The sequence below is a fragment of the Actinomadura sp. NPDC000600 genome (assembly GCF_040492135.1).
GTDB lineage: Bacteria > Actinomycetota > Actinomycetes > Streptosporangiales > Streptosporangiaceae > Spirillospora.
Genome location: NZ_JBEUPD010000010.1, coordinates 95,829 through 121,846 on the forward strand (window position 1 = coordinate 95,829; position 26,018 = coordinate 121,846).

Below are 26,018 nucleotides of genomic sequence, written 5' to 3' on the forward strand. Positions count from 1 at the left end.
CTGCTCACGGGAGGAAGGGCAACGGGTTGTCGCTGTTGCCGGTCTTGCCGGTGCCGGGCGTGCCGGTGCCGGAGGTACCGCCGCCCGGCCGGGCGCCCTGCTTGTTCGTCGCCGTCCCGCCGCCGGACGGGGGGTTCTGGATCGAGGCGGGGATCGGGATGAGGTTCTGGATCCACGAGTCGAACCAGCGCCCGGTGCCCGTCACGTCGGAGAACTGCCGGGCGAACGGCGCGAACAGCTGGAGGATCCGGTCCAGGTTGTTCTGGTTCTTCAGCAGGATCCGGTTGACCTTGGCCAGGTTGTCCAGCATCGGGCGCAGCTGCTTGTCGTTCTCGCTGATCAGCGCGTTCACCTGCTGGGACAGGGCCACGGTGTTGAGCAGCAGCTGGTGGATGACCGCACGCCTCGCCTGCACCGCCTGGAGCACCTTGTCGCCGTCCTGGACGAGCTCGGCGAAGTCCTGGTTGCGGTCGGCGAGCAGCTTGGAGACGTCCTTGGCCTTGCCGGCCAGCTCGTGCAGCTCATCGTCGCGGGACGCGACCGTGTTGGACAGCCGGCGCAGCCCCTGCAGGGACGCCCTGACCTCCTCCGGGGAGTTCTTGAACGTGTCCGACAGGACGTCGAACGACTTCGCGACCTGCTGCACGTCGATGGCGCCGACGCGCTGGCTCAGCTCGCTGATCGCGGGGACGACCTCGAACGGGGTGTGCGTCCGCTCGATCGGGACGTTGCGGCCGAGCCGGCCGCGGCCGCGGGGGGTGAGCGCGAGGTAGTGCGCGCCGAGCACCGTCTTGATCTTGATGTCGGCCTCGGTGCGGTCGCCGAGCCGCACGCCGTCGTCGACCCGGAAGGTGACCTTGACGTGGTCGCCGTCCAGCTCCAGGCCGGTGACCTTGCCGACCTTGACGCCCGCGACGCGGACCTCCTCGCCGGCCCGCAGCCCGGCCGCCTCCCGGAACGAGGCGGTGTGGGTGCTGCCGCCGGAGATGAGCGGGATGTTCTCCAGGTTCATCGCCAGCGCCACCAGCACGATGATGATCGCGAACGCGGACAGCCCGATGGGGACCGGGTTGCGTTCCCGGAACGGGATCCTCATCTACTTGCACCTCGCGTTCTCGTTCACGATCGCCGGCGTCTGGTAGACCGGTCCGCCCGGCAGCCGCACCCGCGCGTCGAGGCCGCAGATGTACATGTTGAACCAGGAGCCGTAGGAGGAGATGTTCACCAGCCCCTCCAGCCGCTTCGGCGTCCGCTGCAGGCCCGCGTCGAGCTCCTTGCCGTTGGCGTCGAACGTGGCGGTGAGCTTGCGCAGCCCGGCGATGTCGTTGCGGATGTCCGGGCGGGCGTCGGCGAGCAGGCTCTGCGTGGTGCCGGTCAGGTCGTTGATCGCCGACACCGAGTCGAAGATCGCCTGGCGGTCGCCGGACACCCCGCTGACGAACCCGCGCAGGTCCGTGATCAGCTGGTTGACCTCGTTGTGCCGCTCGTCGATGGTGCCGAGCACGGTGTTCAGGTTGTCGATCACTTCGCCGATGACCTTGTCCCGGTCGGCGAGCGTGTTGGTCAGCGACGCCACGTGCGCGAGCAGGCTGTTGATCGTCCCGCCCTCGCCCTGCAGCACCTGGATGATCTGCATCGCGAGCGTGTTGACGTCCTTGGGCTCCAGCGCGCGGAACAGCGGCCGGAACCCGTTGAACAGGGTCGTCAGGTCCAGCGCCGGGGTGGTCTGCGCCATCGGGATCGTCCCGCCCGGCCTGAGGTAGTCGTTGGCCTGCCCGGCGCCGTCGGTCAGCGCCAGGTACCGCTGCCCCATCAGGTTGCGGTACCGGATCTGCGCCTGCGTGGACGAGGGCAGCCCCGCCTTGAAGACGCTCTCCTTCTGGAGGCTGAACGTCACCTCGGCCTTGTCGCCCTTGTACAGCTCGATGTGCTCGATCTGGCCGACCCGGACACCGGCGACGCGCACGTCGTCGTTGTCGAGCAGGCCCGTCACGTCCGAGAAGATCGCCTTGTAGGTGGTCGTCTCCCGGAACCGCATGTTGGAGATCGTCATCGCCAGCACGCCGGTGGCCAGCGACGTGACGACCACGAAGATCGCCAGCTTGATCGCCGCACTCGTCGTCCTCACTTGACCGTCACCACCGATCCGTCCGCGAGCAGCGGCCCGAACATCAGCGCCGAGACGTCGGAGAGCCGGTCGGAGGGAATCCGCGTCACCGGTCCGAGCACGCTCTTGATCTTTTCCTTCTCGCTCATCGCGCCCGGGTCCACGAAGACGTTCGACAGGGCCCGGCCGCGGCTCCCGCCGCCGTTCGGGTCATCGGGGTTCTTCCACCACAGGTCGTCTTCCGTCCCGTCCAGCGCGAGGTAGTCCGGGGACGGGACCTTGGGGTTCGGCAGCCCGTAGCAGCGCGGGTTGCGCTGGTCCCTGACCTCCGGCTTGTCCAGCGGGTACTTGAAGCCCGGCCGGGGCTTGACGATCTCGACCGTCAGGTTGAAGGTCTTGGACCCGTTCCCGCCGGCCACCCGCTCGGCCTCCGGCCTGATCTTCATCAGCCCGGCGAACACGCACGGCAGCGACGGCGAGTAGCGGGCGACCAGGTCCAGCACGTCCCGGTTCGCGATGTTGAAGCCGATGATCTTCGGCGCGTTCTGCCGCATGAACACGTCGCCGTCCTGGGCCAGCGCGGTCGTCGCCGGGATCAGCTGCTCGATCGTGGCCTTCTTGTCGGTGATCGTCCGGCTGGTGACGTTGAGGTTGCGGAGCGTCTGCAGCAGGTCGGGCGCCGCCGCGTTGTAGATGTCGGACACGTCGGCGAGGGCGTTCAGGTCGTGCACCAGCGTGCCGAGCTGCGGGTTGATCTTCCGCAGCAGCTCGTCGGCCTCCTCCAGGTTCCGGCCGATCTGGTCGCCGCGGCCCTGCAGCGCCGTCGCCAGGGCGTTCAGCGTCGCGTTCAGCTCCGCCGGCTTCACCGCCTGCAGCAGCGGGAGCAGGTCGTTCAGCACCTTGTCGAACTCGACGGCGGCCTGGGAGCGGTCCTGCTGGATCACCTGGCCCGAGCGCAGCCCGACGGGGCCCGCGTCCGCGGGGATCCCGAGGTCCACGTACTTCTCGCCGAACAGCGTCTTCGGCAGCAGCCGCGCCTGGACGTTCCGCGGGATCAGCTTCGCCTTGTCCGGGTCGAGCGCCAGGTGCAGGGTCGCGCCCCGCGCGTCGGCCTCGGTGCTGCGCACCTCGCCGACGATCAGGCCGCGGACCTTCACGTCCGAGTGCGGCAGCAGCTGGAGACCCGCCCGCTCGCTCCGCACGCTCACGTTGAGCGTCGGCGTGAACGCCTTGTTGTAGAGCGCCACGGTCAGCGCCAGCAGCAGGATGATCACCAGGATCATCGAAAGTCCGAGGACCCGGAACCGCAGTCGTTGACTCATCCCGTCACCCCGCGATCCGCACGCTGGTCGTCGTGCCCCAGATCGCCATGCCGAGCATGAGGTCGGCCACGTTGATCACCACGATGCTGGTCCGCACCGCGCGGCCCACCGCCACGCCGACGCCCGCCGGGCCGCCGGAGGCGTGGTAGCCGTAGTAGCAGTGGATCAGCATCACCAGCACCGCGAAAGCGATCACTTTTCCGAACGACCACAAGATGTCGTACGGCGGTAGGAACAAATGGAAATAGTGGTCGTAGGTGCCGGTCGACTGGCCGTAGAACATCGTCACGATCACGCGGGTCGCGCCGTAGGAGGCGAGCAGGCCCACGATGTACAGCGGAATGACCGCGATCATTCCGGCGAGCATCCGGGTGGTGACGAGGAACGGCATCGACGGGACGGCCATGACCTCCAGCGCGTCGATCTCGTCGGAGATCCGCATCGCGCCGAGCTGGGCGGTGAAGCCGCAGCCGACCGTCGCCGACAGCGCGAGCGCCGAGACCAGCGGCGCGATCTCGCGGGTGTTGAAGTAGGACGCGACGAAACCGGTGAACGCGGCCGTGCCGATCTGGTTCAGCGACTCGTAGCCCTGCAGGCCGACCTGGCTGCCGGTGAAGAACGTCATGAACCCGACGATCACCACCGAGCCGCCGATCACCGCGAGGCCGCCGGTGCCGAGGCTCACCTCGGCCAGCAGCCTCAGCACCTCCGTGCGGTACCGGGTCAGCACCCGGAACACCCACGCGAACGCGCGGGCGTAGAACGACATCTGGTGGCCGAAGTCGTCCAGCCGGTCGAGCGGCGCGCTCACCACCCGCCGGGCCGCCTTGCCCGTCTTGCCAGGGGCAGCCATCTACATCCCCTTCGACGGGACGAACTGGAAGTACAGCGTGGAGATCAGGAAGTTCTCCAGGAAGAGCAGCATGAACGTGATGACGACGGTCTGGTTGACCGCGTCGCCCACGCCCTTCGGGCCGCCCTTCGCGTTGAGGCCCTTGTAGGCGGCGACCAGTCCGGCGGTGATGCCGAACACGAACGCCTTGAACTCGGCCTGCAGCAGGTCGGGCAGCTGCGCGATGGCGTTGAAGGAGGCCAGGTAGGCGCCGGGGGTGCCGCCCTGGAGCATCACGTTGAAGAAGTAGCCGCCGAGGAGGCCGACCACCGAGACCAGCCCGTTCAGGAACAGCGCGACGAACGCGCAGGCGAACATCCGGGGCACCACCAGGCGGTGCAGGGGGTTGATGCCCAGCACCTCCATGGCGTCGATCTCCTCGCGGATCTTCCGGGAGCCGATGTCGGCGCACATCGCCGAGCCCGCGGCGCCCGCGACCAGCAGGGAGGTGACCAGCGGGCTGGCCTCCCGGACGATCGCGACCACGGCGGTCGCGCCGGTGTAGGACTGCGCGCCGAGCTGCCGGATCAGCCCGCCGACCTGGAGGGACAGGACGCCGCCGAAGGGGATGGCGACCAGCATCGTGGGGACGACGGTGACGCTGACGATGAACCAGGCCTGCTGGATGAACTCGCGCCACTGGAACGGCCACTGGAACACCGCGCGGGCGGTGTCCAGGCACAGGGCGAAGAACCGTCCGGGTTCCTTGATCGCGACGTTGGCCGCGCCGTCCCCGATCTTGCGGAACGTCGCGGAAGAGCCCCCGCCCTTCCTTGCCCCTCGCTGGTCCGCGCCGATACCAGGAGTGGACATCAGTAGCCTGCACCCGCTCCCGGCCGGCCGGGCGGCGGGTTGCCCGGGAAGTTGCCACCGGGTCCGCCGGGCGGCGGACCGGAGGGAGGCATGCCGCCGGGCGCACCGTGCGCGCCGCCGGCGGGGGCGCCGACGGGCGTCATGGACGCCACGTACCGCGGCCACTCCTCGACCCAGTTGCGGCCGAGGTCGTCGATGAACGAGCCGGGCGGCGGGGTGACGCCGTGCGCGGCGCACCACGCGCCGGGCGCGTGCATGCCGGTGCGGAGCAGCCCGTTGCTCGGCATCTGCTGCGGCGGGATCGGCGGCAGCTTGCCGGGGTCGTGCCCCATCTTCGCCTCGGCCTCCAGCTCGGACTCGTCCTTCTCCTCGGACATGCCGATCGGGCCGATCTTGCTGGCGTTGAGGAACTGCCGGACCACGGGCTCCTCGCTGGACAGCAGCATCTCCCGCGGCCCGAACATCGCCAGGTGCCGCTGGTAGAGCAGGCCGATGTTGTCCGGGACGGTGCGGGCGGTGTTGATGTCGTGCGTGACGATCAGGAACGTCGCGCCGATCTGCGCGTTGAGGTCGATGAAGACCTGGTTGAGGAACGCGGTGCGGACCGGGTCGAGGCCGGAGTCCGGCTCGTCCACCAGCAGGATCTCGGGGTCCAGGACGAGCGCGCGGGCCAGGCCGGCGCGCTTCTTCATACCGCCGGAGATCTCGCCGGGAAGCTTGTGCTCGGCGCCGAGGAGGCCGACCATGTCCATCTTCTCGAGGACGATCCGCTTGACCTCGGACTCGGTCTTCTTGGTGTGCTCGCGGAGCGGGAACGCGATGTTGTCGAACAGGTTCATGGAGCCGAACAGGGCGCCGTCCTGGAACAGGACGCCGAACTGCTTCCGGGTGTCGTAGAGCTGCGACTCGGGCAGGTAGGGCAGGTCCCTGTCACCGATCCAGATGTGCCCGCGATCGGGCTTGAGCAGCCCCACGAGGGACTTCAGGAAGACCGACTTGCCCGTACCGGACGGACCCAGGAGAACGGAGATCTCACCTGCGGGAATGGTCAGCGACACGTCCTGCCAGATCACCTGGCGGCCGAAGGACTTCGTCAGTCCCTCGACTCTGATCTCGACGCCCACTCGTCACCTTTCGTCCAGGCCGGGGGAATCCCGAACCAATGAGCGAGTAGCACTCAGGCTCTTTCTGTCGTCACACCGCGTTGTGTTGTGTCACGCCGCGCCAGTCGTCACACCGCGTGTCCGCCGCATTGCTACCGTCCGGTAGCCGTGACGGGTGCCACTACCGTAGCGGCCCCCCGTCCAAATGGAAGGGGTTCCGACCCAGATCAGCAGCTAAATGCGACGTCGTAAGACAATCGTTACTTACGGCGTCTATGAGACTAGTGGTCCAAGAACCGGAGCCTCAAGACCGGGGTGCCGGCGGCGGCTTTCGACCGGGGGCCCGCCGCACTGCGGAGACGGCAGCGGCCGGGTGTGGCCACAGCGTCAGGACGGGACGCTACGCCGCGGGCGGGAATCGGCACAACCCGTCAAGGCACACGGTTTCCGGCGGGTGTTTGTCACCTCCGCACAGGAAGCGGACCTTCCCGGCGCCTCCGATCAACGTTCCGCGACAAGACCGCCCACCCGCACCACCGGAACCCCGCTCGGCGGCCCGGCGGACACGTCACAACGCAAAGGAGGCGGCCACCCCATCGGGGTGACCGCCTCCTGGAGAGCGGTGGAGCCTCGCGGCTCCGGAGCTCTGGAGCGTCTTACTTGACGGTGACCGAAGCGCCGGCCTTCTCCAGGGCCTCCTTGGCCTTGTCGGCCGTCTCCTTGTTGACCTTCTCGAGCAGCGGCTTCGGCGCGCCGTCGACCAGGTCCTTGGCCTCCTTGAGGCCGAGGCTCGTCAGGGCGCGAACCTCCTTGATGACCTGGATCTTCTTGTCGCCGGCACCCTCGAGGATGACGTCGAACTCGTCCTGGGCCGGGGCCTCCTCGGCGCCACCCGCCGGGGCGCCCGGGGCCGCGGCGACGGCGGCGACGGGGGCGGCGGCCTTGACGTCGAAGACCTCCTCGAACTGCTTCACGAACTCGGAGAGCTCGAGAAGGGTCATCTCCTTGAACGCGTCGAGCAGGTCGTCGGTGCTGAGCTTCGCCATGATGATTCCTCCGCTATGGCTTGTGATCTGGGGTGGTACTGAACCGCGGGTTGCCTACTCGGCGGACGCCTCGGCGGCGGGTGCCTCGGCGGTCTCGCCCTCGGCCTCGCGCTTGGCGCGCAGCGCCTCGGCGAGCTGGGCGGCCTGCGTCGGCAGGGCGTTGAACAGCGCGGCGGCGTTCGCCATCGAGCCCTTCATCGCACCGGCCAGCTTCGCGAGGAGAACCTCGCGCGACTCGAGGTCCGCCAGCTTGGCGACCTCGGCCGCGTCCATCGACTGACCGTCGATGAAGCCGCCCTTGATCACCAGCATCGGGTTCGCCTTGGCGAAGTCGCGCAGGCCCTTCGCGGCCTCGACCACGTCGCCGCGGACGAACGCGATGGCCGACGGGCCTTCGAGCAGGTCACGGAACCGCTCGTCGACACCGGCCTCGTTCGCGGCGCGCTTGGTCAGCGTGTTCTTCACCACGCGGAACCGCGCGGTCTCGCCGAGGTTGTCGCGCAGCTCCTTGACCTGCGCGACGCTAAGCCCGCGGTACTCGGTCAGCACGGCGCCGTTGGAGCTCTCGAACTCGCTCTTGAGCTCGGCGATCGCCGCGTCCTTGTGGGCCTTGGCCATAGCCCTCCTTCCGATTACCTGGGTGGTCCGATCCGCGCCTCGCCCGCGTGCGGGTTCCGGCGCCGATCCACCAAAAAACGCCCCGGCGCAGGCGCACGGGGCGTCCAGGCACGGCACGGAGGCCATGCGGGAAGCTCTCGTCTCACCTACGCAGGCCGCCCGACGTGAGTCGGGTCCTTCGGTCACCTCGCGGGAGGTGACGACCGGCGGTCTTCGGCACGGAACAGGATACGTGCGTCCCTCGATGAGACCAAATCGAAGGGACGTAGCGCGTCAGGGCGAAGCACGAAACGCGACGCGGCAAGACACGGAACGCGACGCGGCAAGACACGGCGAGCCACGAGACGTGACCTACGGAGCGGGGAGGTAAGGCGAGCGACGCCCGCGGGAGACGCAAGGAGGCGCGGGGCCGTGACAGAGCGAGGGACCGCGCCCCGGGTGGGGTGCGGTCCCTCGGTCGTGTTCAGGTGCGGGCCGACGGTGGGTCGACGGGCGGGCCGGGTCGGCCGCCGATCAGGCGCCGGGGAGGCCGTTGCCGTTGCCGATCCGGCTCATGATCTCGCCGAAGTCGGTGACCTCGCTCGCCGGCGGCTCGGCGACCTGCACCGGCTTGCCGAAGTCGCGGTACTTCATCGTCATGGTCATCGCACCGGCGGTCGACTGCGTCGAGTCCATCTTGACCTGGCGCGGCAGCTGCTGCCCGTCCACCCACAGGTCGAAGTGCATCGCCTTCAGGCCCGTCGTCTCGAGGCTCTTGCGGTAGGCCTCCTGCGAGTCGGGGGGCAGCTGCGCGACGGCGTCCTCCATCCGGTACGTGCCGGTGTAGTGGGTCGTCTCGACGCCGTCGATGGTCTCCTTGCCGACCTCGCGCGCGTCCTTGGACGCCGTCAGCAGCTTGGTGGTCTGGACCGGGTCCATCTGCCGTGACTGCTGGAGCAGCTGGTCGATGTTCATGCCGGACTTGGCGCCCACCTCGTCCAGCGAGATCTTCAGCCACGGCTTGGCCCCGCCGCCGAGCCGGGTGAGCGCCGGGATCTTCATGTACATGTTCCGGCCGACGAGCCGCTGCTCCATGCCGCCGGTCGACTTGCCCCCGACCGTCATCTGCCCGAGGTCCAGGCTGTAGGCCAGGTCGGGCTTCGTGCGGTACTGCATCGTGCCTGCCGTCGACACGTCGCCCTGGGGCGAGCCGGTCATCTTCATCGACACGTCGGCCTGGAACGAGTCGATCTGGCCGGTCTTCTCGGCGGCCTTGCCGAGGACCTGCGCGGCCGTCAGCCTCAGTCCCTTGCCGGCCTCGTCCACCGTCTTCCCGGCGTCCCCGAGGCAGCCGGTCAGCGAGAGGGCGAGGCCGGTGGCCAGCGCCGTGCCTGCGGCGAAACGACGGATCATCTGGGGGGTCTCCTTGGTCTCCTTGGCTCCCGGGCGATGGGGCCGAACGGTACATCAGACGCAAAGGGCCCCGCCGCGGTTCACCTTTCCCCGGACATCACGGTCGGTGGCCCGCCCTCGGCACCGTCCTCGGTCACCGCCACCGGGACGACGCCGCGGGCCGCCGCCGTCAGTTGCCGCCGAGGAAGCCCTGCAGCGAGAGCTGACCCACCTGGTCGGACGGGGGCGTGTTCACGTTGAAGGACTTGCCGTAGTCGCTGTAGAGGACGGTCACCGAGCCGTTCTCGCCCTGCGACCCGGTGGACTTGGACACGAGCTTGCGCGGCAGGTTGTCACCGTCCGTCCACAGGTCGAAGTTGATCTTCCCGTTGGCGCGGTCCTTCGGCAGCCAGTGCTGGACCTTCGAGCGGGCCTCCGCGTCCAACTGCTTCAGCGCGTCGTCGACGGTGACCGTCCCGGCGTAGTGCGTCGTCTTGACGCCGTCGACCGTCTCGGTGCCGACCCTGCGGGCGTCCTTGGAGCCGGTGAACATCTTCGTCTGCTCGGCCGGGTCCACCTTCTGGACCTGGTTCACCAGGCCCTGGACGTCGAAGCCCGTCCGCTGCGACACCTGGTTCACGTCGATCCGCAGCCACGGCTTGCCGTTGCTGACGAACTGCGCGAGCTGCGGGACCTTCGCGTACAGGACGTTGTCGGTGAAGACCGCCTGGCCCTTGGCGCCCGGAACGCTCTGCCCGTTCCGGCTGAACTCGTCCAGCTTCGCGCTGAACTCCAGCGACGGACGCAGCCGGAACTGCCCGTTCGCGTGGACCTTCCCGCCGCCGTCGCCCGTGCCCGTCACCGTCAGGTCGGCCTTGAACGTGTCGGCCTTGCCGGTCTTCTCGGACGCCTTCAGCAGCGCCTGGTTCGCGCTGAGCTTCATGTTGCCGGTGTTCTCCGACCCGTCCCCGTTGCACCCGGACAGGAGGAGCGCGGCACCCACCGCGGTGCCGCCGGCCGCCACCACGAATCGTCGGTTCATGAGGGTTGAGCCTCCCTAGTCGCCCTGCTGGTGTTCCCAGTCTCTTCGGGCGCTAACGGACCTACATCCCCCGGTGGTACGAATGGGCGCCCGCACGGTACGACCAACGGCGTAGCCGCGGCACTGGACGAAGGGCGCCGGACGGAGCCGTACGGCAGGGCAGAATCCCGCGTCGCGGAGCCGCGTCAGCGGTAGGAACCGAAGGTCATCGACCCCGCGAACCCCGCGCCGGGACCCTGCGCGCCGAGACTGATCGTGGTCGGGCGGGCCTGGCTGTCGGCCAGCATGTCGATCCCGCAGCCGGTGTCGTCCGGGATCCACTTGCGGAACGCCGCCGCCGCGTCCTGCGGCAGCAGCGGGTACACGCCGCCCATGAGCCCCTGCGCGGTGAAGCGCGTCAGCCCGGCGGCGTCCGGCTCGCCCGCCGTCATGCCCGGCAGCGTCCCGATCATGAAGGTGAACTGGCGGGGGTCGGACTCGTTCTGCAGCTTGCCCAGCTGCGCCTGGGTCAGCGTGGACTGCGTCCACTTCTGCCCGTCGTAGCCCTTGAGCGTGCTCCCCTGGACGATCACCTTCTGGGTGACCTTGGACAGCACGCCGCCCTTCATCGTCTGCGTGACGCCGGTGGCGCTCATCGCGAACTTCGGCCACAGCGTGAACGAGGCCGTCTCGGTCGCGTGCTGGTAGTCGCCGTCCGGCCCGACCGTCACCTTCATGTCCGTCTTGCGGGTGAAGGAGTGCAGGCTGGGACCGGGCTGCGGCGGTGCCGTGGGCAGGCCGTGCGCGGCGCCCCCGTTTCCGGAACCGGGCGTGCCGGGCCGGGCGCCCGCGCCGTTGCCGGCCCCGGGCGCGCCGGGCGTGGCGCCCGGAGTGACCGTGGCGGACGCGGCGCCGTTCGGGTTGGCGGGATCGCGCTGGGCCATCGCCGCGGAGGGGGGCAGCGCCCCCGCGTCCTTCGGCGAGTCGCCGCCGGTCTTGACCACCATCAGGATCGCCGTGGGCACGACGGCCACCGCGGTCACGGCGGAGATGGCGATGGCCCGATCGGTACGACGCTTCACCCGGGCAATTCAACACCAGGTTCCTCGCCAGTAACAAAACAATCGAGTACCAAATTGTCCGGTTCCGGACCACCCCCCGTGTATCCAGCCCGGCCCGCCCCCGGGATCCAGGCCCCTCCGGCCCGCCCACCAGGCCCGCCACGGCCCGTCGCCGCGAAGCACCCTGCAGGCACCGGCTCGGCGAACAGGCTCGGGATGGTCGGTCAACGTGCGGTTGGCGGTCGGTTCGGGGGATCGGCCTGCTCTGAGGGGGTGGTCGGGTCGGGGTGGGGGGTCAGTCGGGTGCGTAGGGCGGCTTTGCGGATCTTGCCGGTGCTGGTGCGGGGTAGGGCCGTCGTGAACTCGATGCGGCGGGGGGTCTTGAAGCCCGCGAGGCGGGCGCGGCAGGCCGCGATCAGCTCCTCGGGGTCCGGTGGGACGCCGCCCGGCACGATCACCGCGCACACCGTCTGGCCCCAGCGCGGGTCGGGCAGCCCCACCACCGCGACCTCGCGCACGCCCGGGACCGTGCGCAGGACGTCCTCGACCTCGCGGGACGAGACGTTCTCCCCGCCCGTGATGATCACGTCCTTGAGCCGGTCGGTGAGGTGCAGGTAGCCGTCCCCGTCGATGCGGCCCGCGTCACCCGTGCGGAACCAGCCGCCCGCGAACGCCTCGGCGGTGGCATCGGGGTCGTCCCAGTAGCCGTCCGCCACCTGCGCCCCGCGGACCACGACCTCGCCCAGCTCGCCGGGCGGCAGCGGCGTTCCGTCCTCGCCGATCACGGCGATCTCCGCGCCGTCGCCGGGACGGCCCGCCGACGCCGCCAGCTCCGGCCGCGTCTCGATCGCGGCGCGATGGTCCGCCGGGGACAGGAATGTCGCGTTGCCTGACAGCTCGGTCATGCCGTACCCCTGGTTGAGGTCGCAGCCCAGCACCTCGACGGCGCGGCGCAGCAGCGGTACCGGCATGGGCGCCGAGCCGTACGCGATCACGCGGAGGGTGGCTCGCAGGGCCTCCAGCGCCGCCGGATCCTCGTTCAGGTGCGCGAGCAGGTCCTCCAGCATCGTCGGGGCCAGGGACAGGTTGGTGACCCCGTGCCGGCGCGCAGCGTCCACCAGGGCGGGGGGAACGAATCTCCGGAGCACCACGGCGTGCCGCCGGAACACGTGATGCAGGATGACTTGGTAGCCCGCCACATGGCAGAGAGGGAACGGCGTACAGAACACGTCGCCCGGCAGCACGGGACGCCCCGACGCCGTCACCGTGATGGCCGCTAGCAGGCTCCTGTGTGTGAGCCGCACGCCCTTCGGCCGGCCGGTCGTGCCACTGGTGAACATCAGCCACGCGACTTCGGCCGGATCGCGCTCCCCTTCTTCTATGGCGGCCGGGCCGTCCCATGGGAGGTCGGCGATGTCGGTGAGCGGTGGGTGGCGGTCGGGCAGCCCGCCCTCACGGGCCAGCCTCTCCAGCAGCTCCGGTTCGCCGATGACCAGTTCCGCGCCGCAGCGGACGATCTGGTCGGCCCATTCGCGCGGGTGCAGCCTCTGGTTGAGCGGCACGAGGATCCTGCCCTCGCACGGGACCCCGTAGTAGGCCGCCACGTACTCCGGCCGGTTGTGCGCGAGCAGTGCCACTCGTGCTCCGCTCGAGCACCGCGCCGACAGGTGGGCGCTCAGCGCATCCGTCCGGGCCTGCAACTCCCGGAACGTCCACGTCGTGCCGTCGACCGAGAGGGCCGGGGCGTCGGGGGCCTCCGCCGCGGCCGCCTCAAGCACGTCGTACAGCCGTGGGACGTCGGACAACCGGTCGACGTCCCATTGCCGCGCCCCGCCCATCGCATCCCCTCACCGACGATCTGGGCGCCGAATCTAGTGGCGGGGACGCGGGCTCCGCCGGAGCCATCCCGGTGAGCGCGACCTCCGCGCCCCCGCAGCGGTGGGCAGTATGCGAGAGCGGAGGCGTGAGGTGTCCGCGTCAGAGGAGCATCTCGAAGGCTATGAACCCCGTGACGCCGACCAGCACGACACCGACCAGCAGGGCCGGGAGGACGCCGACCCCTTCATATCCCGGCAGTTCGATCGTCGTTGGGCTGGCCGGGTCGTATCGAACGTCGACCTTGCAGCCCACACCAGAGGCCAACCCCGGCGGATAGGGCTTGCCGGAGGGGGACTTGACCTCAATCCGGTCTCCGTCCGGGGGAGTGAAGACCACCACAGGGTAGAAGCGCGGGGCTCCGTCGCTGTCCTTGTCCTCATCGACACGGACTATCTCACCCTCGATCCACCGTCCTCGCGAATTGAGGCGGTACTTCTCCCACGCGACTCCGAAGGCGCCCAGGGAGAACACCCCGAACACGACGGTCCAGAACCACCCGAGGACGAGTTTCCAGCTCACGCTCGAAGGTTAGAGCGATGGTCACGGAAGGCCAAGCAGAGCCCCCCGATCCTGCACCTCGTGGAAGTGCGCGGCCAGTGGTGCTGAAGACTCGGCCGGACGCATCAAGGCGTAACGCGGCGGGGCGAGGCACCGGGGTGAAGGCGGCGGAGAACGCGGCAGGGCGCCCCCGGTCGTACCGGGGGCGCCCTGTTCTGCGGCGTTCGACGCCGGGCTCGGTCAGGCCTCTTCGAGCTCGGCCGTCAGGTTGCGGACCGCGTTCGGGTCCACCGGGATGCTCGGGCCCATCGACGTGGTCAGGGCCGCCTTCTTGACGTACCGGCCCTTCGCGGCGGACGGCTTGAGACGCTGGATCTCGTCGACCGCGGCGGCGTAGTTCTCCACCAGCTGGCGCTCGTCGAAGGACGCCTTGCCGATGATGAAGTGCAGGTTCGCGTGCCGGTCGACCCGGAACTCGATCTTGCCGCCCTTGATGTCGGAGACCGCCTTGGACACGTCCATGGTGACCGTGCCGGTCTTCGGGTTCGGCATCAGGCCGCGCGGACCGAGCACCCGGCCGAGCCGGCCGACCTTGCCCATCTGGTCCGGGGTCGCGACCACGGCGTCGAAGTCCAGGAAGCCGCCCTGGATCCGCTCGATCAGGTCGTCCGAGCCGACCAGGTCGGCGCCCGCCGCCTCGGCCTCCTGCGCCTTGGCGCCGACGGCGAAGACGAGCACGCGGGCGGTCTTGCCGGTGCCGTGCGGCAGGTTGACCGTGCCGCGGACCATCTGGTCGGCCTTGCGCGGGTCGACGCCCAGCCGCATGGCGACCTCGACGGTCGCGTCGAACTTGGTGACCGCGGTCTCCTTGGCCAGCTTCACGGCCTCGACCGGGCTGTACAGCCGCTCGCGGTCGATCTTCTCGGCCGCTGCGCGGTAGCCCTTGCTGCGCTTCATCTGCGTTCCTCCAAACGGAACTCGTGGTAGGGGCCGGCGCAGGCCCTCCCACTGGGGTGACTTACTTGACCTCGATGCCCATCGACCGCGCGGTGCCGGCGACGATCTTCTCGGCGGCGTCCAGGTCCTTGGCGTTGAGGTCGGGCATCTTGGTCGTGGCGATCTCGCGGATCTGGTCGCGCGTGACGGAGCCGACCTTGGTCTTGTGCGGCTCGCCGCTGCCCTTCTCCACGCCCGCGGCCTTCAGGATGAGCTGCGCGGCCGGCGGGGTCTTCGTGACGAAGCTGAACGACCGGTCCTCGTAGATGGTGATCTCTACGGGGATGACGTTGCCGCGCTGGGACTCCGTGGCAGCGTTGTACTGCTTGCAGAAGTCCATGATGTTGACGCCGTGCGGACCGAGCGCGGTACCGACCGGCGGCGCCGGCGTGGCCTGACCAGCCTGGAGCTGGACCTTCACCAGTGCGGCGACCTTTTTCTTGGGAGGCATGCCTCTCCCTCTGTGTTCCGTTTCGCTGTGGTCCCGACTCCCGGATACCGGGCAACACGGCGGGCGGAACTAGACCGCCGCGTTGGGACCTTGGCCGACCCCGTCGCCCCGCGTGCGCGGGGAGCAAAGCTGCACCTTGACGGACGCAGCGATGTTCTTGGGGTCATCCCCGCAGGAGCGGGGCAGATGGGTGCCCGTCCCGCCGAAGACCGGAGGGCGGGAACCCGAACCCGTCCCCGCTGGCGCGGGGACGACCTGTCAAGGATACGGCCTGACCGGAGCGGGCAGGACGGCGCTTCGAGGCCGTGTCGGATCTCGAAGACCTGGCAGATCTCGAAGACCTGGTCACATCTTGGAGACCTGGCAGATCTTGGAGACCTGGCAGATCTTGGAGACCTGGCAGATCTTGGAGACCTGGCAGATCTTGGAGACAGGGTCAGATCTTGGAGACCTGGTTGAAGGAGAGCTCGACCGGCGTCTCGCGACCGAAGATGGAGACCAGGACCTTGAGCTTCTGCTGCTCGGCGTTGATCTCGTTGACGGTCGCGGGGAGGGTGGCGAACGGGCCGTCCATGACGGTGACCGACTCGCCGACCTCGTAGTCGACGGTGGCGGGGGCCTTGGCCTGCTCCTTGGCGGCCTTGGCGACGCCCTCCTCCGGCTCGGGGGCCAGCAGGTTGGCGACCTCGTCCAGGCTGAGCGGGGACGGCTTGTTCAGCAGGCCGACGAACCCGGTGACGCCCGGAGTGTTGCGGACCGCGGCCCACGACTCGTCGGTGAGCTCCATGCGGACGAGGATGTAGCCCGGCAGGACCTTCTCGTTGACCTTCTGGCGCTTGCCGCCCTTGATCTCGGTCACCTCGTGCTGCGGGACCTCGATCTGGAAGATGTAGTCCTCCATGTTGAGGGTCTGCGTCCGGGTCTCGATGTTGGTCTTGACCCGGTTCTCGTAGCCCGCGTAGGAGTGCACGACGTACCAGTCGCCCGGCTGGAGGCGGAGCTGCATCTTGAAGTCGGCGTACGGGTCGACCGGCGGGGCGGCCTCCTCCTCGCCGGCCTCCTCGGCGGACTCGGCCGGCTCCTCGCCCTCGACGGACTCGGCGAGCTCGGCGGCGCCCTCGGCCGCATCCGGCGCGGGGCCCTCCTCGCCTTCGAGCTTCGTGTCCGCCGGCTCGGCGTCGCCGGCGGAGACGACCGCCTCGGCCGTCTCCTCGGCGGGACCCGCCTGGTCTGCCGCAGCAGCCGCAGCAGACTGGGCCTCTTCAACGGCCTCGTCGTAGGGCTGTGAGGGCTCGGACACGGTGGACTCTTCTCTCGGTCTGCGGTGATGGACTTGCGAAGGTACGGCGGGGCTCGGCACCCGGCCCGGGTCGTGCGGCGTCAGCCGAAGAGCTCGTAGACGCCCTTCTGCAGCCCGTAGTCGATGCCGGAGACGAGCGCGACCATGACCAGCACGAACACCAGCGAGACGGTCGTGTAGGTGATCAGCTCGCGCCGCGTCGGCCAGATGACCTTGCGCAGCTCGGCGATGACCTGGCGCACGAAGAGCGCGGGCGAGGTCCTCCTGGAGGGGGACTTCTTCTTGCCCTTGCCCTCGTCCTTGGCCTCGGGCTCGTCGCGAGTCTCAGTCGCCATTTGCCGCCGTTCACCTCATAGGTCGTGATCCAACCACCCTGTGGTTGCCGCGCGGTCCCGTGCCGCGGAGTGCCACGGAGGGCCATTGCGCCGCCATGGCGCGGCCGGCACGGGTGCGCGCACCGCACCTCGCAGGGCAGGAGGGACTCGAACCCCCAACCGCCGGTTTTGGAGACCGGAGCTCTACCAATTGAGCCACTGCCCTTCACTTCTCCGGCTAAGGAGAAAACCCGACCATGGGATCGGGCGGTGCCGGGTCCCAGCTTACGGCCTCATCGGTGCCCGCGTGCGGACAGGCTCGTATACCGGTGACACGTCACTTGGAGGAGGAGTCTACGTGCCGGAGGGGCCCGCGTCGAACCGGATATCCCGGAGATCCCGGAACGCCGCGGCGACGTCGCGGCGACGACCCGTCCGACCGGCTCGGATATATGGCTGCGGGTCCTGGTGCGCCGTCTGTAACGATAGGGGTATGAGCATCGACCGTCCTCGCATCTCCAAGCGCATCGCCGCGATATCCGAGTCCGCCACGCTGGCCGTCGACGCCAAGGCCAAGGCGCTGAAGGCGGCGGGCCGCCCGGTCATCGGGTTCGGCGCGGGCGAGCCCGACTTCCCGACGCCCGACTACATCGTCGAGGCCGCGGTGACCGCGTGCCGGGTGCCGCGCTTCCACAAGTACACGCCCGCGGGCGGGCTGCCCGAGCTGCGCGCCGCGATCGCCGAGAAGACCGAGCGCGACTCCGGGTACCGGGTCGAGGCGTCGCAGGTGCTCGTGACCAACGGCGGCAAGCAGGCGGTGTACGAGGCGTTCGCGGCGCTGCTCGACCCGGGCGACGAGGTCATCGTCCCGACGCCGTACTGGACGACCTACCCCGAGTCGATCAAGCTGGCGGGCGGGGTGCCGGTGGACGTCGTCGCCGACGAGACCACCGGCTACAAGGTGAGCGTCGAGCAGCTTGAGGCGGCCCGCACCGACCGGACGAAGGTGCTGCTGTTCGTGTCGCCGTCCAACCCGACGGGCGCGGTCTACAGCCGGGACGAGATCGAGGCGATCGGGCGCTGGGCCGACGGGCACGGCCTGTGGGTCGTCACCGACGAGATCTACGAGCACCTCGTGTACGGCGACGCCGAGTTCCACTCGATGCCCGTGGTGGTGCCGGAGCTGGCCGACCGGACGCTCGTCCTGAACGGGGTGGCGAAGACCTACGCGATGACCGGCTGGCGGGTCGGCTGGCTGATCGGCCCGGCGGACGTGGTGAAGGCCGCGCAGAACCTGCAGTCGCACGCGACGTCCAACGTGGCGAACGTCTCCCAGGCCGCCGCGCTCGCCGCGGTGACCGGCGACCTGTCGGCGGTCGCGGAGATGCGCAAGGCGTTCGACCGGCGCCGGCACACGATCGTGCGGATGCTGAACGAGATCCCGGGCGTGGTGTGCCCCGAGCCGGAGGGCGCGTTCTACGCCTACCCGTCGGTCAAGGCGCTGCTCGGCAAGCAGCTGCGCGGCAAGCGCCCGGAGACGTCGGTGGAGCTGGCGTCGCTGATCCTGGAGGAGGCCGAGGTCGCGCTGGTACCGGGCGAGGCGTTCGGCACCCCCGGGTACTTCCGCCTGTCGTACGCGCTGGGCGACGACGACCTCGTCGAGGGCGTCTCGCGCGTCGCGAAGCTGCTGTCCGAGGCGAGCTGACCTTCCCGCGCGAGACCTGCGCGGACGACCCGTCCGAACACGAGCTGGCATTACACGAAACCGGCCCCGGGTGCACAAATCCCGGGGCCGGTTTCGCGTGGGACGGGACCTCCGCCGGGCCCGTCACCAGGATGTCCGGCGGACGTCTCACGCACGGCCCCTCTCCGCCGTGGGACGCCCCGCCGGACGGAGTTCAGGGGCGCACGCCCTCGGCGATGCGCATGAGCCGGTCCTTCGCCGTTCCGGCGGCGGTCACGGTGACGCCGACGCCGGACCGCGCCACCCAGGAGATCTGCCGCGCCGAGTCGGGGCGGTCCCCGGTCAGCGCGGGCATCCCGTGGACGGACGTGTGGCCGGGGACGCCCGGAGCGCGCATCAGGTCCTGCGGTCCGGTCAGCCCGTCGCCCTTCACGAGCGCGATCTCCACCCAGCCGCCGCTGCCGCGCCACGTGCACGTCGTGGTCTCACGGCCGGCGCTGCGGGCGACATCGCACGGGCCGGTGGAGGCCAGGCCGGCCGGCAGATAGGTGATCCACTGCGGCAGCTTGCCGACGGCGCCGGGCACCCCCGGCTTGGAGGGGGCGTGCCCGCCGCCGGACGAGCCGTGCTCCTGCGGCTTCTGGGAGGCTCCCGCCTCGGACGTCCCCTTAGGGGACGGGGACCCGGGGACGCCCGAGGCGGGAGGTCGCTCCGGCAGCTGCAACGCCGAGACGGTGTTGCTGGGACGGGTCGTCTCGGAGTCGCCGGCCGGTGTGGCCCGGAACGACTGATAGGTGGGCACGAGGGCCAGGGCCGCGACCGAGGCGGCCGCTACGCCGGCGGCCGCGTGGACGCGGGCCTTGCGGCGGCGGTGGCGGCGCTTGACGTCGGCGACGAGCGACTGTGACGCGGTCGCCCCGGCCACCTGCTCGGCCATGGCCTTCCGCAGTTCACTCTCCAGATCCATCGCTCATCTCCCCAGTGGCGCCAGGTTCCGGTCGAGGCGTTCCCGGAGCCTGGCGAGCCCCCGGGACGCCTGGCTCTTGACCGTTCCGACCGAACAGCCGAGAGCCTGTGCCGTCTCCGCTTCCGACAGGTCCTCCCAGAAGCGCAGGACGAGCACCGCCCGCTGCCGCGGGCCGAGCTTGCGCAACTCGTCCATCAGGGTCCCTCTCAGCTCGACGGAGTGGTTGGGCGAGACGGTCGGCGTCTCCGGGAGCCTCGCCATGTGGATCTCCCGGAGCACCTTCCACCGCCGGGACCGGCTGATCACCAGGTTGACCAGGATCCGGCGGACGTAGGGCTCGGGATCGCTGTCGGGTTCCAGCCGTCCCCAGTGGCGGTAGGCCTTTTCAAGCGCGGTCTGCAGGATGTCCTCGGCGTCCTGCCGGGCCCCGCACATCAGTGCGGCGGTGCGCAGCAGGGCATCGCCGCGTGCCGCCACGAACTCCACGAACGACTCGTCGTCTCGACGCCCCACAGTGCTCCGTCCCGGCTAGAGCGGTTCCGGCAGTTTGTCTGGTCGGGGATGGGCGGCCTCCGCGCCTGGGCCGCCCATCCCTCGCCTGTGTTGTGTTCTGGTGCTGCTGTTGATGGTCTTGCTGTGTTGATGGCCTTGCTGTGTTGACGTTGTCGCCTTGTGTTACCGGTTTCTACGCTTTGTCACTAATGGTCTCCGCATCGTTACCGGCGTCACGGCTTCCCTGCGGGTGTCAGCCGGTCTTGCGCAGGGCGGCGGCCACGTCCTTCAGCCCGCCGGCCACGACCGGGCTGCCGTTGACGAACAGCGAGGAGCCGTTCGGGTCGAACAGCAGCACGCCGTTGCCGTTCGGGCTCTGCCAGGCGGCCACGCCGGCGACGGTCAGCGGGGTGCCGCCCTCGGGCAGGCCGAGCGCCTGCCGCAGCTGCTCCTGCGTCATGCCGGCGCGGGTCTTCAGCGTCTCGACGGTGAGCCACTGGCCGGCCTTGCCGGTCCACTTCTGCGTGACGGCGCAGACCTGCTGCTTGCGCAGCTCCGCGGAGCCGGGGACGGCCGACACGTAGCGCAGGCCCTTCGACGCGATGACGGTCTTCTCGACCGTGCCGCCGACCTTCACGACGGGCTTCAGGGTGCTGCAGTCGAGCTTCGGCAGCGCGGGCAGGGCGGGCTTGGCGGGCGCGCCGGGCACCTGCGTGTTCGGCTTGGCCTTGGTGCCGGCGGGCAGGTCGCCGGTGGACGGGGCGCAGGTGGGCAGGTCCGCCGGGACGCCGGGCTTGGCGGGCACACCGGGCACGGCCGGGACGCCGGGCTTGGCCGGGACGCCGGGCAGGTTCTTGCCCTCCGGGGCCTTCACGCCGGGGACCTCGGTGTTCGGGACGCCCGCCTTCGGCAGCTCCGTCTTCGGCAGGCCCGTCTTCGGCAGCTGGCCCTGCGGCAGGTCCTTGGTGACCGGGTGCTGCTTGAGGTGCTGCTCGACCTGCTTCTTCACACCGTCGGCCGGGACCTTCGGCAGATCGGACTTCGCCGGGAGGCACGTCGGGGCGGTCTTGGGCGCGGCGTCCTGGAGCTTGCGCTCGACGGCGGGGGCCTTGGAGCCGTGCGACTGGAGGCCGGCCTCGTGGTGGGTGCCGGTCATGGCCCACGTCGCGCCGCCGCCCACGGCCACGGTCCCGATGGCGGACGCTGCGATCAAGGCGGCCTTCAGCGTGATCATCGTGAATCCCTTTCTGCACGGGGGTCTTGCTCGGGGGGTCTTGCTCAGGGGTGCCTGTCTCTCTCTGGCGCCCCTCGTATACGCACGGTGCCCGGAGGGGGTTGCACGCGATTCCAAAGTTTTTTCGGGGATGCCCATGGGCGTGATGGCCGCCGCGTGTCATGCGAGGTAGTCCGGTGTGGTGATCCTGCGGGGGCGGGCGTTCGGGGAGGACGATGATCCGGCAACATTGGGTCATGGAGGCCCGTACCGTTTCAGCCCGTCCGGCCGAGGACCGTTCCACGCCGGACCGTTCCATCACGGACCGCCGGGAGCCCGCGCCCGCGCGCGGTCCCGCCCGCCCGGACGTGGCCCTGCTGCCCAAGGCGCACCTGCACCTTCACTTCACCGGCTCGATGCGGCACTCCACGCTCGTGGAGCTCGCCGCCCTGCACGGCGTCCACCTGCCGGACGCCCTCGTCGAGGACTGGCCGCCCCGGTTGCAGGCGACCGACGAGCGCGGCTGGTTCCGGTTCCAGCGCCTGTACGACATCGCGCGCTCGGTCCTGCAGACGCCGGACGACCTGCGGCGGCTGCTGCGCGAGACGGCCGAGGACGAGGCCGCGGAGGGGTCGGGCTGGCTGGAGATCCAGGTCGACCCGAGCGGGTACGCGGCGCGGTTCGGCGGGCTGACGCCGACCGTGGAGCTGGTGCTCGACACGGCGCGCCAGGCGTCGGAGGCGACCGGCGTCGGCATCGGCGTGGTGATCGCGGCGAACCGGACCCGGCACCCGCTGGACGCCAAGACCCTCGCGCGCCTCGCCGTCCAGTACACGGGCAAGGGGGTAGTCGGGTTCGGGCTGTCCAACGACGAGCGGCGGGGCCGCGCCTACGACTTCGAGGGCGCGTTCAGGATCGCCAAGCGCGGCGGGCTGCTGTCGACCCCGCACGGCGGCGAGCTGCTCGGTCCGGCGAGCGTCCGGGAGTGCCTGGAGACGCTGGAGGCCGACCGGATCGGGCACGGGGTCCGCGCCGTGGAGGACCCGCGGCTGCTGGAGCGGATCGTGGACCGCGGCGTGACGCTGGAGGTCTGCCCGGCGTCGAACGTGGGCCTCGGGGTGGCGGCGACCGCGTCGGACGTCCCGCTGCGGCGGCTGTTCGAGGCGGGCGCGTCGATCGCGCTCGGCGCCGACGACCCGCTGCTGTTCGGCTCCCGGCTGGCGCGCCAGTACGAGCTGGCCCGCACCGCGCACGCGTTCAGCGACGCCGAACTGGCGGAGCTGGCCCGGCAGTCGATCCGCGCCTCGGCGGCCCCGGACGACGTCCGAACCCGCCTCCTGGCAGGCATCGACGCCTGGCTCGCCGCCTAGCCTGCGTCTCGAAGTCCCGGCCCACTTCACCTGCCTGCCACATCGTGGCCGATCAGAGCCGCGCAGGACCGAGGGCTCGTAGTGATGAGGGCTCGCAGTGATCGAGGCGGGCCGACGCGAGGGGCCGGGGTCAGGTGGGCGGGCGGTCGGGGTCTCCGCCGCGGAGGCCTTCCGACCAGGCCGCCATCGCGCGGGGCAGGTCGGGGCCGAGTGGGGCGCCGAATGCGGTCATGACGTTCACCAGCAGGCCGTCCGCCATGAACCGGGCGACCGCGTCGGGTCCCTCCCCCGACAGGTCGCCGACGAGGCGCCAGAGGCGGGCCCAGCGGATCCGGCCGAGCGCGGCGATCTCCTCATCCCGGACGGCGACCGCGTGGATCCCCAACTGGAGGCGCGGCAGGGCGGGCTCCTCACGCGGCAGCCGGAGGTACGCCCGTTCCATCGCGGCCATGGCGTCCCTGCCGCGCAGGCCTCGCGCGGCCTCCGCGAGGCGGTGCTCGATGTCGTCGAAGCAGCGTTCGGCGGCGGCGAGGAAGAGCGCGTGCTTGGACGGGAAGAGCCGGAACATGTAGGGCTGGGAGACGCCGATGCGGCGGGCGATCGTCCAGGTGGACGTGCCGTCGTAGCCGCCGTGGGCGAACTCGGCCATCGCTGCCCGGACCGCCAGCTCGCGGCGCGCACCGGCGCTCATCCTCGGGCTCATGCCGTCCACGGTAGTGACTCGCGACGATCATGGGGGCGGGCGCCACAGGCCCCGCCGTTCGAGGTGGGCGACCAGCAGTTCTCCGGCCCGGACGATGTGGGCGCGCATCTCCTCGCCGGCCGTGCGGGCGTCGGCGTCCCGGAGCGCCGCCAGGATCCGGCCGTGGTCGCGTACGGCGACGCCGGGCCAGTCGGCGAGCCGCCCGTACAGGCCGCGCGGGACGTAGCGGGCGGCCGTGCCGAGCGACCAGGCGAGCTTCGGCGACTCGGCCGCCAGGTTGATCTCCCGGTGGAAGAGATGGTTGCGCTCCTCCATGAGGTCGGGACGGTGCGCGGCCTTGTCGCGTGCCAGAGCGTGCTGGAGGCCGTCCAAGCGCCGCAGGGTGTCGGGGCCGATGCGGGGTGCGGCGCGCATGGTGAGTTCCGCGGCGATGCCCGCCTGAACCCAGAACAGGTCCTGGACGTCGCGTTTCGACAGCGGCGCGACGACGAACCCGCGCCTCGGCTCCAGGACGACGAAGCCCTCGCTGCGCAGCGATTTCAGCGCCTCCCTGACGGGTGTGACGCTGATCCCGAACTCCATGGCGAGGCGTTCCAGCCGCAGGTGCTCGCCGGGCCGCAGCCGCCCGTCCATGATCAATTCGCGGATGCGGGCGGCGGCCTCGTCGCTCAGCTGGAGCCGCGTGCCGAGCGCCTGCCGGGGAGGGGGGAGGGGAGCGGGAAGGACCACGGTCGTACTCCAGTCCGGGCCCTGCCGCGGCGCGCCCCGCGGTTCCTCAAGGGCCCTGGAGGGATTGTTCCCGCCGGGTCACGCGGTGATGCCCTCGATCAGCAGCAGGACGCCGAAGACGGCGAACCCGGCGGCGGCGCCGTACTTGATGACGCGCTCGGGCAGCCTGCGGCCGAGCATCTGGCCGACGACGATGGCGAGCGCGTCGGCGGCGACCATACCGACCGTGGAGCCGAGCCAAACGCCGGTCAGTCCGGCGAGGCCGCCGTGGTCGGCGGCGAGGGTGACGGTGGCGAGCATCGTCTTGTCGCCCAGCTCGGCGAGGAAGAACGCCCCGCCGACGGCGAGGATCGCCGATCCCGTGGCGCGCCGCGCCTTGTCGCGCTCGTCGTCGTCGAGCTCGTCGCCGCGCAGCGTCCACAGCGCGAAGCCGAGGAACGCGATGCCGGCGATGATCGAGATCGGGCCGGTGGGGAGCGCGGCGCCGAGGGCCGCGCCGAGCGCGACGCTCGCCAGGTGGACGATCGCGGTCGCGGCCGTGATGCCGATCAGCACCGGGAGCGCGCGGAAGCGCGTGGCGAACGTCATGGCCATGAGCTGGCTCTTGTCGCCCAGCTCGGCCACGAAGATCACGGCCAGGCTGATGAGGAAGGCGGACACCTGATCCCTTTCGCTCGTGCTGCCGGGCGAAGGGCGGGGGCTCGCGCGCGCGACCTCGGCCCGGCATGACTGCCAGGCCGAAGGTCTCGTCCGCCGCGATGTGGATCGGGCCCGCGTGACCGGGCGCCGTCGGCGGCGCCAGCATGTCGACCACGCGATTGGGACTACTCCCCCTCGACGCCGCCCACCCTACCAACCCCGCCCGACGCCGCACTCGCGGCTGCGTGGGCGGGGCTGGGGTTAGAGGGTCACGCCTACCAGGACGGGCTCGTTGACCAGTTCGACGCCGAAGGCGTCGCGGACGCCGTCGCGGACCTCGCGGGCCAGGGCGAGCAGGTCGGCCGTGCCGGCGCCGCCCGGGTTGGTGAGGGCGAGGGTGTGCTTGGTGGAGATCCTGGCGGGGCCGCGCGCGTGGCCCTTGGTGAATCCGGCGCGGTCGATCAGCCAGGCGGCGGACGTCTTCACCCGGCCGTCGGCCTCGGGGTAGCGCGGGAACGTCGCGTCCGGGCCGAGGCGTTCGGCCACGCGGCGTTCGAGTTCGGCGAGCCGGTCCGGGTCGAGGATCGGGTTGGTGAAGAACGATCCGGCGCTGCGGGTGTCGGGGTCGGTCGCGTCCAGCACCATGCCTTTGCCTCGCCGCAGTTCGAGGACGGCGTCACGGGCTTCTTTCAGCGTGACCCGGTCCCCCGGCCGGACGTCCAGCTTCCGGGCGAGTTCGGCATAGGCGATGGGCTGCGATTCCTCGGCCTCGTCCAGCGCGTATGTCACGTCCAGGACGACGTACCGGTCGTTGCCCTTGAAGACGCTGTGCCGGTAGGTGAACCGGCAGGCGTCGCGGTCGAGGACGACGCAGGCGCGCGCCTCCCGGTCGTAGGCGCGGACCTCGACGATCGTCTCGCTGACGTCCTGCCCGTAGGCGCCGACGTTCTGGATCGGCGTGGCGCCGACGCGGCCGGGGATGCCGGACAGGCACTCGACGCCGGCGAGCCCGTCGGCGACGCAGCGGGCGACGAACGGGTCCCAGTCCTCGCCGGCCTGGACGCGGAGCAGGACCTTGCCGCCCTCGGCGGCGACGCGCTCGGTGCCGCGGGTCCCGACGTGCACGACGGTGCCGGGGAACCCGTCGTCGGACACCACGAGGTTGCTGCCGCCGCCGAGCACGAGGACCGGCTCGCCCTCGTCGTCGGCCTTGCGGACGGCGGCGACCAGCTCGGCCTCGGTCGTCGCCTCGACGAAGCGCCGCGCGGGCCCGCCCAGCCGCAGCGTGGTGTATCCGGCCAGGTTCACGTCTTCGGCGAACACCGCCACGTCGTCTCCCCCTCCTGCCGCCCCCGCGCCGCCGGGCGGCCCGCCCTCGTCCGGTGGCCTGCGCACCGGCCGGGGCGGCCCCGGCCGGTGTGCCGCCGCGC

Annotated in this window: 26 protein-coding genes and 1 tRNA gene; 2 read left to right on the top strand and 25 right to left on the bottom strand. The window is 70.6% G+C overall.

Features of this window, described 5'->3' with window-relative positions; genetic code table 11:
- Nucleotides 1-4 precede the first annotated feature (4 nt).
- From ABWI07_RS16880 to ABWI07_RS16965, 18 genes are all read right to left on the bottom strand, one after another.
- Nucleotides 5-1,096, bottom strand: a complete 1,092-nt coding sequence (locus ABWI07_RS16880) for an MCE family protein (protein ID WP_149259615.1) — start codon at nucleotides 1,094-1,096, stop codon at nucleotides 5-7.
- Entirely contained in the window at nucleotides 1,097-2,128 is a 1,032-nt protein-coding gene (locus tag ABWI07_RS16885) for an MCE family protein (protein ID WP_149259616.1), read from the bottom strand. It lies immediately after the preceding gene.
- Entirely contained in the window at nucleotides 2,125-3,429 is a 1,305-nt protein-coding gene (locus tag ABWI07_RS16890; protein WP_149259617.1) for an MCE family protein, read from the bottom strand. The genes ABWI07_RS16885 and ABWI07_RS16890 overlap by 4 nt, the downstream gene beginning before the upstream one ends.
- A gap of 4 nt (nucleotides 3,430-3,433) precedes the next feature.
- Nucleotides 3,434-4,282, bottom strand: a complete 849-nt coding sequence (locus tag ABWI07_RS16895) for an MlaE family ABC transporter permease (RefSeq protein ID WP_149259618.1) — start codon at nucleotides 4,280-4,282, stop codon at nucleotides 3,434-3,436.
- Complete coding sequence (locus ABWI07_RS16900) at nucleotides 4,283-5,134, bottom strand: MlaE family ABC transporter permease (RefSeq protein ID WP_235036820.1); 852 nt, start codon at nucleotides 5,132-5,134, stop codon at nucleotides 4,283-4,285. It abuts the gene before it with no gap.
- A complete protein-coding gene (locus ABWI07_RS16905; RefSeq protein ID WP_149259619.1) occupies nucleotides 5,134-6,258 on the bottom strand; it encodes an ABC transporter ATP-binding protein in 1,125 nt (374 codons plus the stop codon). Before ABWI07_RS16905 ends, ABWI07_RS16900 begins: the two co-directional genes overlap by 1 nt.
- A gap of 635 nt (nucleotides 6,259-6,893) precedes the next feature.
- Entirely contained in the window at nucleotides 6,894-7,283 is a 390-nt protein-coding gene (gene rplL / locus ABWI07_RS16910; RefSeq protein ID WP_141580563.1) for a 50S ribosomal protein L7/L12, read from the bottom strand.
- Nucleotides 7,284-7,337: 54 nt separating this feature from the next.
- On the bottom strand, nucleotides 7,338-7,901 hold the full coding sequence (rplJ, locus tag ABWI07_RS16915) for a 50S ribosomal protein L10 (protein ID WP_149259620.1): 564 nt from the start codon (nucleotides 7,899-7,901) through the stop codon (nucleotides 7,338-7,340).
- 513 nt (nucleotides 7,902-8,414) lie between these two features.
- Entirely contained in the window at nucleotides 8,415-9,293 is an 879-nt protein-coding gene (locus tag ABWI07_RS16920; RefSeq protein ID WP_353819087.1) for an SCO4651 family lipoprotein, read from the bottom strand.
- 169 nt (nucleotides 9,294-9,462) lie between these two features.
- Entirely contained in the window at nucleotides 9,463-10,314 is an 852-nt protein-coding gene (locus ABWI07_RS16925) for an SCO4651 family lipoprotein (protein WP_235036821.1), read from the bottom strand.
- A gap of 185 nt (nucleotides 10,315-10,499) precedes the next feature.
- Entirely contained in the window at nucleotides 10,500-11,375 is an 876-nt protein-coding gene (locus ABWI07_RS16930) for a hypothetical protein (protein WP_149259622.1), read from the bottom strand.
- Between the two features lie 203 nt (nucleotides 11,376-11,578).
- Nucleotides 11,579-13,192 (bottom strand): class I adenylate-forming enzyme family protein, encoded by a 1,614-nt coding sequence (locus ABWI07_RS16935; RefSeq protein WP_353819088.1) that lies wholly within the window; start codon nucleotides 13,190-13,192, stop codon nucleotides 11,579-11,581.
- A 139-nt stretch (nucleotides 13,193-13,331) separates the two neighbouring features.
- Nucleotides 13,332-13,751: a DUF3592 domain-containing protein gene (locus tag ABWI07_RS16940; RefSeq protein ID WP_149259624.1), complete on the bottom strand. Its 420-nt coding sequence runs from the start codon at nucleotides 13,749-13,751 to the stop codon at nucleotides 13,332-13,334.
- A 219-nt stretch (nucleotides 13,752-13,970) separates the two neighbouring features.
- On the bottom strand, nucleotides 13,971-14,687 hold the full coding sequence (rplA, locus tag ABWI07_RS16945) for a 50S ribosomal protein L1 (protein WP_149259625.1): 717 nt from the start codon (nucleotides 14,685-14,687) through the stop codon (nucleotides 13,971-13,973).
- Nucleotides 14,688-14,748: 61 nt separating this feature from the next.
- Nucleotides 14,749-15,177, bottom strand: a complete 429-nt coding sequence (rplK, locus tag ABWI07_RS16950; protein ID WP_149259626.1) for a 50S ribosomal protein L11 — start codon at nucleotides 15,175-15,177, stop codon at nucleotides 14,749-14,751.
- A gap of 436 nt (nucleotides 15,178-15,613) precedes the next feature.
- A complete protein-coding gene (nusG, locus tag ABWI07_RS16955) occupies nucleotides 15,614-16,477 on the bottom strand; it encodes a transcription termination/antitermination protein NusG (RefSeq protein WP_353819089.1) in 864 nt (287 codons plus the stop codon).
- 80 nt (nucleotides 16,478-16,557) lie between these two features.
- Nucleotides 16,558-16,812 (bottom strand): preprotein translocase subunit SecE, encoded by a 255-nt coding sequence (secE, locus tag ABWI07_RS16960; protein WP_149259628.1) that lies wholly within the window; start codon nucleotides 16,810-16,812, stop codon nucleotides 16,558-16,560.
- A gap of 132 nt (nucleotides 16,813-16,944) precedes the next feature.
- Nucleotides 16,945-17,017 (bottom strand) — tRNA-Trp (locus tag ABWI07_RS16965).
- Nucleotides 17,018-17,284: 267 nt separating this feature from the next.
- Between ABWI07_RS16965 and ABWI07_RS16970 the strand changes: the two genes are divergently transcribed.
- On the top strand, nucleotides 17,285-18,496 hold the full coding sequence (locus ABWI07_RS16970) for a pyridoxal phosphate-dependent aminotransferase (protein WP_149259629.1): 1,212 nt from the start codon (nucleotides 17,285-17,287) through the stop codon (nucleotides 18,494-18,496).
- Nucleotides 18,497-18,689: 193 nt separating this feature from the next.
- Here the strand turns inward: ABWI07_RS16970 and ABWI07_RS16975 are convergent, their stop codons facing one another.
- From ABWI07_RS16975 to ABWI07_RS16985, 3 genes are all read right to left on the bottom strand, one after another.
- Nucleotides 18,690-19,442: a hypothetical protein gene (locus ABWI07_RS16975; protein ID WP_149259630.1), complete on the bottom strand. Its 753-nt coding sequence runs from the start codon at nucleotides 19,440-19,442 to the stop codon at nucleotides 18,690-18,692.
- Between the two features lie 3 nt (nucleotides 19,443-19,445).
- Entirely contained in the window at nucleotides 19,446-19,955 is a 510-nt protein-coding gene (locus ABWI07_RS16980; protein WP_149259631.1) for a SigE family RNA polymerase sigma factor, read from the bottom strand.
- A gap of 232 nt (nucleotides 19,956-20,187) precedes the next feature.
- Nucleotides 20,188-21,168, bottom strand: coding sequence for a hypothetical protein (locus ABWI07_RS16985; protein ID WP_160160923.1), 981 nt, complete (start codon nucleotides 21,166-21,168; stop codon nucleotides 20,188-20,190).
- A 236-nt stretch (nucleotides 21,169-21,404) separates the two neighbouring features.
- Between ABWI07_RS16985 and ABWI07_RS16990 the strand changes: the two genes are divergently transcribed.
- Entirely contained in the window at nucleotides 21,405-22,517 is a 1,113-nt protein-coding gene (locus tag ABWI07_RS16990; protein WP_149259633.1) for an adenosine deaminase, read from the top strand.
- 130 nt (nucleotides 22,518-22,647) lie between these two features.
- Here ABWI07_RS16990 and ABWI07_RS16995 read toward each other — a convergent pair whose 3' ends face one another.
- From ABWI07_RS16995 to ABWI07_RS17010, 4 genes are all read right to left on the bottom strand, one after another.
- Nucleotides 22,648-23,220, bottom strand: coding sequence for a TetR/AcrR family transcriptional regulator (locus ABWI07_RS16995; RefSeq protein WP_353819090.1), 573 nt, complete (start codon nucleotides 23,218-23,220; stop codon nucleotides 22,648-22,650).
- A gap of 27 nt (nucleotides 23,221-23,247) precedes the next feature.
- The gene (locus ABWI07_RS17000) at nucleotides 23,248-23,949 is read right to left on the bottom strand and encodes a GntR family transcriptional regulator (protein WP_200841902.1); all 702 of its coding nucleotides are present in this window, start codon (nucleotides 23,947-23,949) and stop codon (nucleotides 23,248-23,250) included.
- A gap of 78 nt (nucleotides 23,950-24,027) precedes the next feature.
- Entirely contained in the window at nucleotides 24,028-24,609 is a 582-nt protein-coding gene (locus ABWI07_RS17005; protein WP_149259635.1) for a TMEM165/GDT1 family protein, read from the bottom strand.
- Nucleotides 24,610-24,849: 240 nt separating this feature from the next.
- Entirely contained in the window at nucleotides 24,850-25,917 is a 1,068-nt protein-coding gene (locus tag ABWI07_RS17010; RefSeq protein WP_149259636.1) for a UDP-N-acetylmuramate dehydrogenase, read from the bottom strand.
- Between the last annotated feature and the right edge of the window lie 101 nt (nucleotides 25,918-26,018).